13 protein-coding genes are annotated in these 13898 nt (G+C 60.3%); 4 read left to right on the forward strand and 9 right to left on the reverse strand.

Annotation, left to right across the window (positions count from 1 at the left end; genetic code table 11):
• Positions 1 to 4 precede the first annotated feature (4 nt).
• Genes G533_RS0100555 through G533_RS19985 form a run of 3 tightly spaced genes read right to left on the reverse strand, consistent with a single transcriptional unit; the run spans position 5 to position 3438 of the window.
• Positions 5 to 1090, reverse strand: coding sequence for an acyl-CoA dehydrogenase family protein (locus G533_RS0100555; RefSeq protein WP_027948268.1), 1086 nt, complete (start codon positions 1088 to 1090; stop codon positions 5 to 7).
• Between the two features lie 37 nt (positions 1091 to 1127).
• Entirely contained in the window at positions 1128 to 2330 is a 1203-nt protein-coding gene (locus G533_RS0100560; RefSeq protein WP_027948269.1) for an acyl-CoA dehydrogenase family protein, read from the reverse strand.
• A gap of 1 nt (position 2331) precedes the next feature.
• Positions 2332 to 3438, reverse strand: a complete 1107-nt coding sequence (locus G533_RS19985) for an acyl-CoA dehydrogenase family protein (protein ID WP_035525790.1) — start codon at positions 3436 to 3438, stop codon at positions 2332 to 2334.
• 238 nt (positions 3439 to 3676) lie between these two features.
• Here G533_RS19985 and G533_RS0100570 point away from each other — a divergent pair, with 238 nt between their 5' ends.
• A complete protein-coding gene (locus G533_RS0100570) occupies positions 3677 to 4471 on the forward strand; it encodes an enoyl-CoA hydratase/isomerase family protein (protein ID WP_027948270.1) in 795 nt (264 codons plus the stop codon).
• Between the two features lie 59 nt (positions 4472 to 4530).
• Here the strand turns inward: G533_RS0100570 and G533_RS0100575 are convergent, their stop codons facing one another.
• Positions 4531 to 5547, reverse strand: coding sequence for a DUF2889 domain-containing protein (locus G533_RS0100575; protein WP_144079744.1), 1017 nt, complete (start codon positions 5545 to 5547; stop codon positions 4531 to 4533).
• Between the two features lie 129 nt (positions 5548 to 5676).
• On the opposite strand from G533_RS0100575, the gene G533_RS0100580 reads away from it, so the two are divergent.
• A complete protein-coding gene (locus tag G533_RS0100580; protein ID WP_027948272.1) occupies positions 5677 to 6729 on the forward strand; it encodes an NAD(P)-dependent alcohol dehydrogenase in 1053 nt (350 codons plus the stop codon).
• 52 nt (positions 6730 to 6781) lie between these two features.
• On the opposite strand, the gene G533_RS0100585 is transcribed toward G533_RS0100580, so the two are convergent.
• Entirely contained in the window at positions 6782 to 7462 is a 681-nt protein-coding gene (locus G533_RS0100585) for a hypothetical protein (RefSeq protein WP_027948273.1), read from the reverse strand.
• Entirely contained in the window at positions 7459 to 8769 is a 1311-nt protein-coding gene (locus G533_RS25055) for a phenylacetate--CoA ligase family protein (RefSeq protein ID WP_027948274.1), read from the reverse strand. Before G533_RS25055 ends, G533_RS0100585 begins: the two co-directional genes overlap by 4 nt.
• A 204-nt stretch (positions 8770 to 8973) precedes the next feature.
• On the opposite strand from G533_RS25055, the gene G533_RS23225 reads away from it, so the two are divergent.
• Positions 8974 to 9669 carry a TetR/AcrR family transcriptional regulator gene (locus tag G533_RS23225; RefSeq protein ID WP_205622515.1) on the forward strand — a complete coding sequence of 232 codons (696 nt, stop codon included), beginning with the start codon at positions 8974 to 8976 and terminating at the stop codon, positions 9667 to 9669.
• Between the two features lie 65 nt (positions 9670 to 9734).
• Entirely contained in the window at positions 9735 to 10475 is a 741-nt protein-coding gene (locus G533_RS23230; RefSeq protein WP_051229839.1) for a FadR/GntR family transcriptional regulator, read from the forward strand.
• Between the two features lie 37 nt (positions 10476 to 10512).
• On the opposite strand, the gene G533_RS0100605 is transcribed toward G533_RS23230, so the two are convergent.
• From G533_RS0100605 to G533_RS23235, 3 genes are all read right to left on the reverse strand, one after another.
• On the reverse strand, positions 10513 to 11607 hold the full coding sequence (locus G533_RS0100605) for an amidohydrolase family protein (protein WP_027948275.1): 1095 nt from the start codon (positions 11605 to 11607) through the stop codon (positions 10513 to 10515).
• A gap of 191 nt (positions 11608 to 11798) precedes the next feature.
• Positions 11799 to 12779, reverse strand: coding sequence for an NAD(P)H-dependent flavin oxidoreductase (locus tag G533_RS0100610; RefSeq protein ID WP_027948276.1), 981 nt, complete (start codon positions 12777 to 12779; stop codon positions 11799 to 11801).
• A gap of 39 nt (positions 12780 to 12818) precedes the next feature.
• Complete coding sequence (locus G533_RS23235) at positions 12819 to 13898, reverse strand: acyl-CoA dehydrogenase family protein (protein ID WP_051229840.1); 1080 nt, start codon at positions 13896 to 13898, stop codon at positions 12819 to 12821.

Here is a 13898-nt window from a genome sequence, read left to right on the forward strand (position 1 = left end):
CGACTTATCGAATTGATTCCAGCAGCTCGGCCGCCCATTGGTCAGGGCCACCCACTGCCACGGCCAACAAGCGTGCACGCTGGTAGTAGAAATGGCAGTTGGCTTCCCAGGTGTAGCCAATGCCTCCATGAACCTGGAGGTTTTCCTCCGCGGCCAGGGTGAACGTCTCGGTACCGCTGATGCGCGCGAGCGCTGCAGCTCTGGGCAGCTCCGGGGAGTCGGTGTAGAGTGCCCAGGCCCCGTAGTAGGCGTTGGAGCGCGCCAGTTCGATCGCTACCCGCACGTCCGCCAGTTTGTGTTTGATGGCCTGGTAGCCACCGATCTGGCGCCCAAAGGTGTAGCGCTCCAGGGAGTAGTCCCGGGCCATGGTACAGGCACTGTCGGCGCCGCCGAGCTGTTCAAACGCGAGCAGCACCGCACTGCGCAGGCGCAGCTTATGGTTCAGCGCGACGACCAGTTCACCTCGCGCCAGCACCGTAGTCAATGCCTTGTCAAAGTGGGCAGCGCCCCAGGCAGAGACACTGTCCAGGACCTGCGCTGCAAGCCGTTCCCGCTGCACACCCGGCTGGTCAAGTTCTACTGACAGCAACACCGCCGTCCCGTCCGTTTCGCTCGCCGTCACCAGCAGCACATCGGCGCAATGCAACCAGGCCACCGGTGCCAGCGCACCGTCGAGGCAACTGTTGCCGCCGAGCTCAAGACTGTGGCCCTGGTCAGGATTGGCCACGGCGACGGTACAAGTGCCGGCTGCGATGCGCGCGAGGAGCGAATCCGCCACCTCACCACCGGCCTGCTCCAGTAGCGGGACCGCCTGACAAACTGTGCTGAAGAAAGGCACCGGCGCCAGCACCCGGCCAATCTCCTCGCTAAGAAGGCACAGTTCAAGCACCCCCAGCCCCAGCCCGCCGGCAGCTTCCGGGACCGACAGGCCCGGCCAGCCGAGCTCCACCATCTGCTGCCACAGCGCCCGATCATAGTCCTCACCGGACGCGACAAACTCGCGCAGACGGTCAAAGGTACAGGTCTCACCCAGAAACTGGCGAGCATGATCCGCCAGCATTTTCTGGTCGTCGGAAAAATCAAAATTCATCGGGCTGTCCCTCTGCTGTTCATGGTCGCGCCTCCGCTCAAAGCTGGTTGAACGGCACGCCCTTGTCCGGGCGATGATCCTGCGGCAGACGCAGCACCTTCTCCGCGATCGTGTTCCTGAGGATCTCGTCGGTACCGCCGGCTATGCGAATGGGTGGCGCTTCGATCCAGGCATTCACGGGATCGTTGCTCTGGGCAGCACTGCTGTCATAGAGCAGTGCATCCGGGCCCATGAGATCCATGGCCGCGGCCCCCAGCAACAGGCGGCGCTTGGCAATCAACAGCTTACGGATCGCACCTTCCGGACCCGGCTCGTGACCGGCCGCAATGGCTTCCATAGCACGCCGGTGAATGGATCGCAGCCCCTGGCGTTCTACCAATGTGTCCGCCAGCAATCGTCGCACCTCACCGTCCTCGAGGGCCGGGCGACTGCCGATCCGGGCACGGGCGGCAATATCGATGAACCGCTCTGCGCTGATACCACCGCAGGCCTCGTCAGACACCGCGTAGCGCTCGACCATCAGGGTCTCGATCGCCACCTTGAAACCACCGCCGACTTCGCCCATCCGCTGGCTGTCAGGCACATAGACATTGTTGAAGAAGACTTCATTGATCTCGCTCTCACCCGCCAGTTTGCGGATGGTGCGCACCTCGACGCCCTCACTCTTCATATCGAGGTAGAAGTAAGTCAGGCCCGCATGTTTGGGCACCGTGGGATCGGAGCGGGTCACGATAATGCCCCAGTCCGAATACTGAGCCCAACTGGTCCAGAGTTTCTGGCCGTTGAGGCGCCAGCCATCACCGTCGCGGGTCGCTTTCAGGGTCAGCGCCGCCAGGTCGGACCCCGCCGCTGGCTCAGAGAACAGCTGGCACCAGATGTGCTCGCCTCGAATAGCCTTGGGCAGCAATTCATCTTTCACTGCTTCGGAACCATACCGCAACAGCATGGGCACAGGCATGCCAAGACTGATTCCGAAGTAAGTGTTGGGCAGGTCCCAGGTCTTTTCCTCGGCTTCAAACAGGATCTTCTGCATCTCGGTGCCACCGCCACCGTCATATTGCCTGGGCAGGGTAATGCAGGCGTACCCGGCATCGCTCTTGAGCGCCTGCCAGCGCCTGCCCAGCGCCAGGTCTTCATCCATTGTCAGGCCCTGGCGGGCCTTGCCGCTGTAGTCCGGGGCCTGCTCCTGCAGCCAGTTCCGGGCAGTGGCCAGCCAGTCGTTAAGCTCCTGCGGATTCATCTCAGTACCCCTCTGTCAACATGGCGGCATTGTCGACCAGTAGTTCCCGCCAGTACGGCAGACTCCCCCACTCCAGAGCCAGACTGCGCGAGCGGCGAAAGTAAAAGTGCTCGGTGGACTCCCAGGTCACGCCGATACCGCCATGAAACTGTATGTTCTCTCTCGCCGCGTGCTCGTAGGCCGCTGTGGCACCAATGCGGGCGGCAGCGGCGAAGGCCGGCAATTGCGGACTGGCATTTTCCAGTTTTGCCAGCGCATCAATCGCACAGCCTCGTGCAACTTCCAGATCCGCGTAAATGTCCGCCAAACCGTGCTTGATCGCCTGAAAGGCGCCAATCGGCTGGGCAAAAACACGCCGCTCACGCGCATAATCACAGGCGTCGTGCAAACAGGTCTCCATGCCCCCGATCTGTTCGAAGGCCGTGATCACCGCGGCGGCGGCGGCTAGTCGTCGGGCCGCCGCTACCGGATCCTTGATTGAGAGCACCGAACAGTGGGCGTTCTCGAACGTGAGAACGGCCATGGCACGGGCATTGTCGATGACATTCGGGGTGGATCTGGCAACACCTGTCGCGGAGGTTTCCAGCACAACCCAAACCGGTGATCCAGCGCCACTGTCCCAGGCATAGACAAGGGCGATATCGGCCACAGCAGCAAATGCGACTGCTGTGCTGCTGCCACTCAACAGGCCGTCCGTCAGGGTGGCCAGCGGGCGCTCCGGCAGGCCGGGCTCACCTGGACCAAACAGACTGACACAGGCAATCGCTGCACCGGCTGCCAGCGCCTCGGAATGGCGGGCCTGATCCGCATCAGCTTGCACCAACAAGTCCACCGCAAGACAGGTCTGAAGCAGAGGCAGACTGGCGGCACGCGCGCCCAGCAGTTGATGCAATTCCGCAACCGCGGACCAACCAAGACCCAGCCCTCCCTGCGCTTCCGCCAGACCCGCACCGGGCCATCCCAGCTCTACTACCTGGTCCCAGAGATCGCGGTCAAACGCACCGGGCTGGTCCAGCAGCGCTCTCTGACGCTCGGGGGTGGCCGCCTGCTCCAGCAGGCGCCGCCCCTGATCCCGGATCATTACCAGCGCTTCCATATGTTCACTCATCCAGTTAGCTCTCCTTCAGTCAGCCAAGGCGCCGTAGCTCGATCGTTAATCCGCATAATAATATAGATGATTAGGATATACATCATTGGCCTGCGAATGCGACTGCCCATCTTGCATAACCGCATATACTGGAGAAAAAGCAAAAAAGGCTCATGCTGCGAATCGCATTGCGCGGCACAGATTGCGACAGAAGGTTAAATCATATAGCCTTTTTTCTTTACCCTCGGAACCTGCTGCCATGCACTACGAAACCATTCTCTATCAGGTCACGCCGGACAAGGTCGCCACCATCACCATCAATCGCCCCGAAGCGCTGAACTCATTCACCCTGCAGATGCGCCGGGAGTTTGAACATGTCTGGGCAACAATCAGTGAAGACTGCAATGTCAACGCCGTCGTGTTGCGAGCCGCCGAGGGTCGCGCCTTCTCCACGGGCGTGGATGTAAAACTGGCGGCAACTGAAAACATCATGGGCAGTAACAACCTGTGGAACGGAACCGATCCGGGCGACAGCCTGGGCCCGCGTGCCAACAAGATGTGGAAGCCGGTGGTTACCGCGGTGCACGGGCTCTGCTGCGGTGGCGCGTTCTACTGGCTCAATGAATCTGACATCATCATCTGTTCCGATGATGCCCAGTTTTTTGACCCACATGTATCCTACGGCCTGGTCTGCGCCGTCGAGCCAATTGGCATGAGCTACCACTTGCCCCTGCAACAGGTGCTGCGCATCGCCCTGCTGGGCAATGACGAGCGCATCAGCGCAGAGACCGCCTTGCGCATAGGGCTTGTGAGCGAAGTCCTGCCGAAGGCAGAGCTGTGGGAACGCGCCCATGTCCTGGCGGCAAAAATTGCAGCCAAACCAGCAACCGCCGTTCAGGGTTCTGTTCGTGCCATCTGGGAGTCGCTGGAATTACCGCGCACCGAGGCACTGAATCACGGCTTGCGTTACTGTCTGGTAGGCAATCCGGTGGCAGCACAGGAAATGGATGTGGCCGCCGCCCGGGCAGGCGACAAAAAGTACGAGCTGCGCTGATCTGAAGTAACGCCTCCGCAGCAACGGGGCGCCGAACCGCATGGAACTTCGGGTACCGGCTATTGACTGGCTTTCAGCTTGCGCAGCAGCTGAGGCACTTCGGCCAGGGCACGCAGGGCGTCATTGAGGTGAGTACAGCCGGACGTCGTCCCCAGGCGTTCGAGCACGACCTCCCGAAGGTCCGCCAGCGGCGTGCCTGCCAAGCAAGCAACATTGGCTACGGCTGCGGGACACTCCGGATAGGGCAATACGTGCGGGCGCGGGTTGACGCTGGTGAGGGTCATGCCCGCAAGGTCAGCGGTCGCCGTCAGTGAATATTCATGGACTGCCTCACGTCCACCGTCGGGTAGTGACGCGCTGTCCTGAAACCCCGCATCCATATTCACGACGTCTCCTTCCAGCCAGACATCGATACGTCGTGCGCGGCGCATTGACATACCTGCTTCCAGCGGTAGCGGATGCCACCCCAACGGGTCCTCAGGATTCACCAGCGAGGATACCCGGGCGGTGCGATGATGTTCGGAGCTGCCATACTCCAGTGACATGGCGCTGAGACCAGGCTGGAAACTGATGCATACCCCCTCCATTTTTGCGCGCATGGCCGGATCGCTGCGCAGGGCCTGTTCCAGCTCCGGCGTATAACCGGGCCAACGGGACCAGGCCCAGCCGGCAATCAGGCTGGTACCGGAAAGGTCGTCCAGCAGCAGGTAGAGCGGACTGCCGTCAGCCCGCTCCCGAGGCAGAATGTCCTTGAGTGCTGTCCGCAAGTGGCCACCACCCCGCAGGCCAACCAGCTTGGCCACCGCCTCACGCGGTGGATTGGTGGTGATAGCGAGAAGGGTCCGGTCACGCTGCACCTGCGCTTTCATTGTATCCTCGGCCATCACGATCGGCGGAAGACCGGGATCCGTGGTGTAGACATCTCGCGCCCTACCCAGGAAGGCCATGGGCTTATCACGCCCCTCGGGCCAATTCATGTCAATGGATGAGGTCCGGCGCATGGAGTTTACATGACGCGGGGGCGCGTGGCCGGCAGGGTCTGGCAGGCGCCAGTTACTACTGCTGATCAGGGACAAACTCGTGTTCCTCTTTGGCGTGGAAGGGAAACAGCGCGGGCCCCTTGACTTGACGACACAGCACCATAGGCATACGGTAAATTATACAACTTATATAACTCTTTAATCAAACCTGAGGAGCGCCACACCATGCCACGGATCGTAAAAGGCTATGCCGCACTCGCCGCGGACCAACCACTGGCTCCGCTGGAAATTGAACGCCGCGACCTGCGGGCCGATGACATCCGCATTGATATCGACTACTGCGGAGTCTGCCACACCGACTTGCATTTCGCCCGCAATCACTGGGGCCGCAGTCGCTACCCACTGGTCCCGGGACACGAAATTGTCGGCACCGTCGCCGAAGTTGGCGATGGCGTGACCCGTCATCAGATTGGCGACAAGGTCGCTGTGGGCTGCATGGTAGATGCCTGTCTCAGCTGCCCGGCCTGCCACGCCGACGAAGAGCAGTACTGCCACAATGGCGCCACCCAGACCTATGGCGACAAGGACAGAGTGGACGGCAGCCCAACCCAGGGCGGGTACTCTCGTGGCATTGTGGTGCGTGAAGAGTTTGTGTTGCGTCTGCCGCAAGGCCTGGACTCGGCAGCCGCGGCACCCTTGCTGTGCGCCGGCATCACCGTCTACTCACCGCTCAACTATCACAAGGTGGGCCCGGGTACGCGCGTGGGCGTAATCGGCCTTGGTGGTCTCGGACATATGGCAATAAAGTTTGCCGCTGCAATGGGAGCTGAAGTAACACTATTCACAACATCGGAAGGCAAGGTGGCGGAGGCGCAACGTCTGGGTGCGCATCACGTGGCGCTATCCAAGATTCCCGAGCAGATGCAGGCTCAGCACCGGCAATTGGATATCATCATTGATACGGTGCCCGAACCGCACCCCATGGCCGGCTATCTACAGTGCCTGGCACGCAATGGGAATCTGATACTGGTCGGGCCCGTAGGATTGCTGGAACCACCCATTCACACTGGCATGCTGCTGGCAGGACGCAAGGCCATCTCCGGATCTGCCATTGGCGGCATCGCCGAGACCCAGACCATGCTGGACTTCTGCGCCGAACGGGGCGTCACCTGCGACGTAGAGATGATCCGCATGGATGAAATCGACCAGGCCTATGCGCGCATGGAGAATAATGACGTTCGCTACCGCTTTGTCGTGGATATGCAAAGCCTGCAGTAGCGAACACTCCCGATTCCGGTCGCCCCAGAGGCGACCAGAGTTCAAGCCCGACTCACGCCTCGCGCCAAAGATCGACCCGCGGTGCGATAGCGCCGCAGCCACAGGGTTGAGTCACGATCTCCGCCATCACTCCGGTCGGGCACTCCTGCAGCGAAGGTGCCGGGTCGAGTCTTGACGATACAAGCACACCCCGGGGATCCTTGGCCAACACCCAATCACGCTCACTCACGTGCACGCCACCCCCGAACGCACATTCGAGACCTACGGCGGGCCCGAGCTGAGCCCAGCGCAGCAAAGACTTGCACTCTGCCTCCTGCAGGACTGTATAGGCGCCGGCGTCTGTCACCCAGACATGGGCATTAGCAAAAAGCGTACGGGCATCAAACCCCATCTGCTTGAGTCCCTCGAGCACACCGCTGCTAATACCGAACACCAGCGAAGGCCGCATCCGTCGCATGAAAGCCTCAATCCTTGGCGCCTCAAAAGGTGAGTCCTCTGCATCCATAACAACCTTGCGGTCAGCTATGAGCGCGCGTTGCAGCGGCACCGTCCGCAGCCAGGCGTCATGGGGAGATATCACCAGGGCGCAATCATTGTCGAAGCGGTCGAAGCTCTTCAGCACCCGGCTCACACTGGTCACCATGCGGCTGACTTCGCGCTCGGAGACCTCGAAAAAATGCTGGGTATCACCCATGGAATAGTGCCCGACAAAGAGGGCGTCGCTGTTACTCATGATTTGGTCACCCGCGGAATCTTGTGGGGCGGGCCCAGCTTCAACAGTTCCGCCTCGTCGATCATTTCAATCGCCACAGGAACCCCCGTGACAGCCTTGAGCGCTTCTTCCAGTTTGCCTGCCAAGCTGGCCAGGGGACGCTGCAGTACGGAATTGTCATAACCCACCCGCAGCCTGAGGATATCCATCTCCGGCGCCTCCTTGATAATCTGGAACAGCCCGCTGCGGGTTTCCCGCTCTTCTTCAATGGAAAAACGCACGTCGAGCGGCAGGATCGCCTTGCCCTGCACCAGCAGGCGGTCACCCTTGCGACCGCGCACACGATAGCGGAAGTGAGTGCGGCCACAGCTGCACTGGGAGCGGTCGATCTCCACGAGATCGTCGGTACGGTAGCGGATAAGGGGCATTTCGGGATTACGGAGCGTCGTCACCACCAACTCCCCCAGTTCCCCATCCGCTACTGGCTGGTCGTTTTCCGGATCCAGGCACTCCGCCATGGCCATGTCTTCATAGCCGTGGAGACCAGCATGTGCCCGACACTCGGTCCCGCTCATGACATCGCCAAAACTGGCAGTCTCAAACAATTCGAGATCCCAGGAGTCCGCCACTGCACGAAGCCGCGGACTCAAGGCTTCTCCGCCCGCGATGGCGCCGCGAACGCTGGCAAACACGGCCTTGGGATCAAGACCGCTTTGCTCGAAGAAGCGTTCGAACCAGAGAATCATGGGTGTTGACATCAGAGTGAATGCGGTGGGCCTGAAATGCTGAATCGCTTCCACCATTCGCGGAATCTGCAGTGGGGTATGGGCAAACGGGATGGGAATGATACCCAGCTCAGACAGCGAGGACAGGGTAATTCCTATGCGGAAGGTAAATGACGATACGATGGCATATTCACCGGGACGGATGCCCATTTCCCAATAATCGCGGGCGTAGCCTTCTTCCACCGATGAACGAGCACGAATCGGGAACGGTGTCGGATCACCGGTCGTGCCCGAGGTAGTTTCCACCCGATTGACGTTTGGGTTATCGAGCTCCGCCAGACCACCCAGGGGATGATCGTGGGCGTCACGAAAACTGCGGATATCATCCTTGTCAATAAAAGGCGCGCGGTTGCGGAAGTCCTCTAGGGAGCGGATGTCGCCGCGTCCTACACCGGCCGCCTGCCAACGCGCCTTGATCAAGGGTGAATGTTCCAGCGCATAATCCAGCACGCGGAGAAGCTTCTGCTCCTGGAAGCGTTCAAGCTGCGCCCGGGGCATGGTTTCCACGGCCGGGTTGAGATAGGGGGAAAACTGCTTGCTCATATTATCCGTCTTCTGAGGTTTCGCACGATACGTCAAAGTTAACGGGAATCACGATAATTGTCAGGTGTTACCGGGAAATACGAGAGCACCAGGAAAACAGCTCCGGATATGGTGAAAAGGCCTCGCCTAAACGCGACTATCACGCTTGCCATCCAGTGCGCGTGGGGTAAACTCCAGCGGTATAAAAATAGTAAGGTGTTCGATGTGACTGACGATAAAATCCATGACTCCGAAGTAGACTCTCTAGAGCCACCGAAGCCGCGCAAGCTACCGCAGCAGAGCCGCTCACGCATTCTGTTCGACAGCATCAAACAGGCCTGCCTGATGATCCTCGAGTCGGAGGGCCCTAAGGGCCTGGCGGTCACGCGTATATCGGAGCTGTCCGGCGTCGCCATGGGGTCGATATACCAGTACTTTCCCAATATCGACGCTATCGTGGCGACCGTGTACGAGGACCGGATTCTCGCCAACATCGAGCTGGCAAACAAGCGCGTGGGCCAACGCTACCGCGACCAGACCCTCACGCAGTCTTTGACCTACCTGATAAAGGGCACGCTAACCTTCCACCGAGAAATGCTGGCATTGGACGAGGACTTTCACCGTCGCTTCTATCAGACTTTCGATCTCCAGCGCTGGTTCAATCTCAAGGAGGGTGACCCGCTCGCATCGATACGGGTCATTCGTGAAATACTGGAGGCGCATCAGCACGAGTACCCGATGCGGGACGTGGAGATGGAGGCGTTTGTCATCACCCAGGCTCACCGGGGCACCATACTTGATGCAGTAAAGTACCACCCCGAGTACATTGGCAAGCCCGCATTTGCTCACACTCTGCTGAACATGGCACTTGCCGTTTTGCACCTGCCACCGGTGGATTGCGAACGAGAGAAGGACAGCTGAACCCCTATTAAGGTACCTTTTTCGCTATACTACACGTATGGTCGAGAAGAACAGGGGGGCCCCATATGAGTCGCAGCAACCTGCAACAGGCAGCCAATGAGTTCCGTCACTGGGTCCTGACCCTTGATGACGAGGACGTGTTCCTGGGCTCCGAGAGCGACCTTATCGACCGCTTCAACGTCAGTCGGCCGACCTTCCGCCAGGTGGCGAGACTTCTGGAACAGGAACAGCTTATCAGTATCCGCCGCGGACCAGGCGGCGGCTTCTTTTCCCGCAGACCCAGCTTTGATGGCATCGCCCACATGATGTCCATCTACCTTGTGGCGCAGCGTGCGCGACTCAGCGACATGTTGCAGGTGGGGCGACCGCTACTGGTGGAGGCTGCCCGACTTGCGGCGAACAATAGCAGCGAACTCGCCCGCCGGGCGCCCTCGATCTTTTTACAGTCGCAGCAGCTCGAACTCGAGAGCCGAACCAGCTTTACCCGTCACGCCATCGGCTTCAACAATACGCTTGTCGGAATCAGCGACAACCCCATGCTGGGGATCTTTATGGAAATCATCCAGGCCTTTGCCGGCCATTTCGATTCGCTGCGTGGATTTACCCCCGACCGGGCCAGACGCTACCTAACCGCCCAGCGGCGCCTGGCTCTGGCAATACGGGAGGGGGATGCGGAAATCGCTGCCGTGATGGCGGGTCGCATGAGCGATGAACTGGCCAGCTGGGTAAAGGAAGATACCTCGGAGAATCAAACCTTTGCCGACCTGGTTGGAAGCCGACGCAGGGGACCGAGCGAGAATACCTGATACAGGCAACTTCTCGCACCGGCTCTGCCGCGAACAGTCAGGCGGCGAGCCTTAGGTTCTTGAGTTTGAACAGCTTCGCCGCCGTGCCACCGAGGATGGCGGCGCGCTCCTCGGGTGTAACGTCCACATCCTTGAACAATTCCTCGATCACGCGCTGGGAGTGCGGGAAGGTCCCCTCCTTGTGCGGATAGTCCGAGGCCCAGATCATGGTCTCCAGGCCCATCGCCTTGCGATTGACCACGCAGTTCTTATCGTTCTGGAATGCGCAAACGATCTGCTCCCGCACGATCTGGCTAGGCACGCGGCTCAGCTTCGGCTGGATGAAATGCTCGTGCCCGTGATAGACCTCGTCCATGCGCTCGCCCATCCCGACCAGCCAGGAGGCCCCACATTCGGCGAACACCACCTTGGCGCCGGGATTGCGGTCAAGGACACCGCCACCAACCAGATACATGATGGCATTGGTCGCATCTTCCATCTGTCGGGTGTAATTAATCAACGCGCCACCCGGGCCCCGGGCTGCACGAATGTTCACCTTACCGGTGCCGGTGTGCATGATGATCGGGGTTTTGGTCTTGTCGGACAGAGCGAAAACAGGATCCCAATCGGGCATGTTGTACAGTGCTATCCCATCGCAAGGCACCACCGGCAACATTACCGCCGTGTAGCCCATGTCGATAGCACGCTGCATCTCACTGACCGTGTTGCCAAGATCGCGCACGGGCATGATTGCGGCGGGGACAAAGCGATCAAGATGCTCGCGAAAATGGTTGATACACCAATCATTGTAGGCGCGAGCGGAAATCAGTTCGGCTTCCGCGTCTTCAATCAGGTAGTTGACCAGCCCCAGTGACGGGAAGATCAGTTCGGCGTCGATACCGTCGCGATCCATGTCGATAATGCGCAGGTCTATCTTGTTGGATCCATAACGCTCGTCCGTGACCTGGCCACCGTCCTTGCCCCAATCCAGTGGCACGCGGATGCAGAGCGTGTCGCCGATCATGGTGTCTATGGATTTCTCCTGTTTCACTGCGTTGATCGCATACTGCTGCAAGTGCTCCGGCATGGCCTTAGTGAATAGGTCATAGGGCTCGCGCACATGGGAGTCTGCGCTGAAAATGAAGTCACTCATGATTGTTTTCCTCTGCTGACTGTCAGTTTACGCCGGTGACCCATGCTACCTAGTGTAGCAGAAAGTTCGGACCGGCCCTCACCAAGGACGGTATTAAAGGTACCTTTATTGTACAGGCAAATCAAGAGGCCAAGAATCGCATTTGCCGCCTCAAGGGGGCGGCATAACACCAGAGTCGGCGCCTTCACGGCTCAACGCTGGAACTGTCGCAGGCGCTCATTGAGTATCGCGTCGGCCTCGGCCACGATACGGTCAACCAATTCCTGCACGGTGGGAATGTCGTGAATCAGGCCCTGCACCATGCTGGCCCAAAATACGCCGCGACTGAGATCGCCTGTCTCCAATACCTCGCCACCCGCCTTGCCACTCACCAACGCGGCCACATCACCAAATGTAGCCTCCGGGTTGGACAGAATACGCACCACCTCGTCGGAGACCGCACTCTTGCCGACCCGGGCAGTGTTTTTCAGGCTGCGAAAGATCAGGTTGGTACCCCGCTCGTCGTTGTCGACATAGGCCTGCTTTACATTGGGGTGAATCGGCGCTTCCTGCGTTGCGCAGAACCGTGTGCCCATATTGATGCCATCGGCACCCAATGCCAGCGCGGCAACCAGCCCGCGGCCGTCACCGAAACCGCCGCTGGCGATCATCGGGATTGTCACCTGGTCTGCCGCTGCCGGAATCAAAATCAGCCCGGGGATATCGTCTTCGCCCGGATGCCCCGCGCACTCGAACCCGTCAATGGAGATCACATCGACGCCTTTTTTCTCAGCGGACACTGCATGGCGAACCGCTGTGCACTTGTGCATGACGATGATGTCTGCGGCCTTGAACATGTCCCACAACTCGGCCACCGCGGGCGTGCCCGCGGTTTCCACGATGCGGATGCCACTGTCGATGATGGCTTGGGCATAGGCCTTGTAGTCCGGTGAATTCATGGTGGGGAACACTGTCATGTTCACCCCGAACGGCTTGTTCGTCATGTTGCGGCATCGGGCTATCTCAGCGGCCAGCGCCTCCGGCGTCGGCTGGGTCAGCCCCGTGAGGATACCCAGGCCGCCTGCATTGGAGACGGCCGACGCCAGTTCCGCGACGCCGACCCGCTGCATGCCACCCTGGACGATGGGATGTTCAATCCCCAGCAATTCAGTGATACGTGTTTTAAAGGCCATGGCGGCTCTCCTGCGCAAATTTCAGTGCTTGCTTGTTTGTTATGCCCCTGCTGACTCGCGCATCTGCGCGGCCCGCTCCCGGTGCTGGGCCGCACTGCCCAGCAGGGCAGCGTTGGCCGCGGCGCGGCGAAACCAGATATTCAGGCCATACTCCCACGTGTAACCGATACCACCATGAGCGGCGACTGCGGCTCGGGCCACGGAAACCGCACGGTCGCTGATATGGGCCTTGGCCATGGCTGCTGCATGCTGCGCATCAGGCAGATTCGAGTCCAGCGCGTAAGCGGCATACCAGAGCAGTCCGCGAGCGCTTTCCACCTCCAGCGCCATGGTCGCCAGTTGGTGCTTGAGCGCCTGGAACTGGCCGATGGGGTGACCGAACTGTTCGCGTTCCTTGGCATAGCTCACAGACATTTCCAGACAGCGCTCCGCGCCTCCGAATGCGTCGGCGGCAAACAGCACCAAGGCAGCATTGAACAACCAGTTTACCGTCGGGCTACCGGCATCAAAGGCATGGACAACCGGTGCATTGGCAAAGGTGACTGCGGCCATCTTGCGGCTGCGGTCGGTCGAGGGCTGCGCGGTGATCTCCACCCCCTCTCCCGCGGCCACCAAAGCCATGCCGCCGCCGACAGTGCCCACCAAGAACAGTTTTGCTGCATGGGCGGCCTGCACAAAGCGAACGGTGCCGGTAACGGTGACACCATCGGTAGCCACTTCCCAACCACCGGGTTCGGGTGCATTGTTCCAGGCCAGGGTGGCCACTGAGTCACCTGCGACCACGCCGTCCAGATATTGCTCACGCACCGCGCTACTGTCGCAGCGGCTGAGAGCAATCGCCGTCAGCATCTGGCCAACCAGGGGGCCGGGGGCTCCCGCCTCCCCTGCCACCTCCACCGCCAGGGCAGCATCCACCAGACCGAGGCCGGCACCACCGGCCTCCTCGGCTACAGCAATCCCCATCAGGCCCAGCTCACAGAGACTGCGCCAGCTGGCGGGATGAAAATCATCCTCGCTGTCGACCAGCGCGTGCAGCACATCGCGGTTGACCGTCTCTGCCAGGGTGCCCCGCAGGCTGTCCTGGATGGCAAGCTGCTCTTCGGACAAGTGAAATTGCAT

The sequence above is a fragment of the Haliea salexigens DSM 19537 genome (genome assembly GCF_000423125.1).
Classification (GTDB): Bacteria; Pseudomonadota; Gammaproteobacteria; order Pseudomonadales; family Halieaceae; genus Haliea; species Haliea salexigens.

Coding starts and splice junctions, on each gene's coding strand:
- G533_RS0100570 (WP_027948270.1), top strand. CDS start 3,677: ATGCACTACGAAACCATTCTCTATCAGGTCACGCCGGACAAGGTCGCC.
- G533_RS0100580 (WP_027948272.1), top strand. CDS start 5,677: ATGCCACGGATCGTAAAAGGCTATGCCGCACTCGCCGCGGACCAACCA.
- G533_RS23235 (WP_051229840.1), bottom strand. CDS start 13,898: ATGCAATTTCACTTGTCCGAAGAGCAGCTTGCCATCCAGGACAGCCTG.
- G533_RS0100555 (WP_027948268.1), bottom strand. CDS start 1,090: ATGAATTTTGATTTTTCCGACGACCAGAAAATGCTGGCGGATCATGCT.
- G533_RS25055 (WP_027948274.1), bottom strand. CDS start 8,769: ATGAGCAAGCAGTTTTCCCCCTATCTCAACCCGGCCGTGGAAACCATG.
- G533_RS0100610 (WP_027948276.1), bottom strand. CDS start 12,779: ATGGCCTTTAAAACACGTATCACTGAATTGCTGGGGATTGAACATCCC.
- G533_RS0100605 (WP_027948275.1), bottom strand. CDS start 11,607: ATGAGTGACTTCATTTTCAGCGCAGACTCCCATGTGCGCGAGCCCTAT.
- G533_RS0100585 (WP_027948273.1), bottom strand. CDS start 7,462: ATGAGTAACAGCGACGCCCTCTTTGTCGGGCACTATTCCATGGGTGAT.
- G533_RS23230 (WP_051229839.1), top strand. CDS start 9,735: ATGAGTCGCAGCAACCTGCAACAGGCAGCCAATGAGTTCCGTCACTGG.
- G533_RS19985 (WP_035525790.1), bottom strand. CDS start 3,438: ATGAGTGAACATATGGAAGCGCTGGTAATGATCCGGGATCAGGGGCGG.
- G533_RS0100560 (WP_027948269.1), bottom strand. CDS start 2,330: ATGAATCCGCAGGAGCTTAACGACTGGCTGGCCACTGCCCGGAACTGG.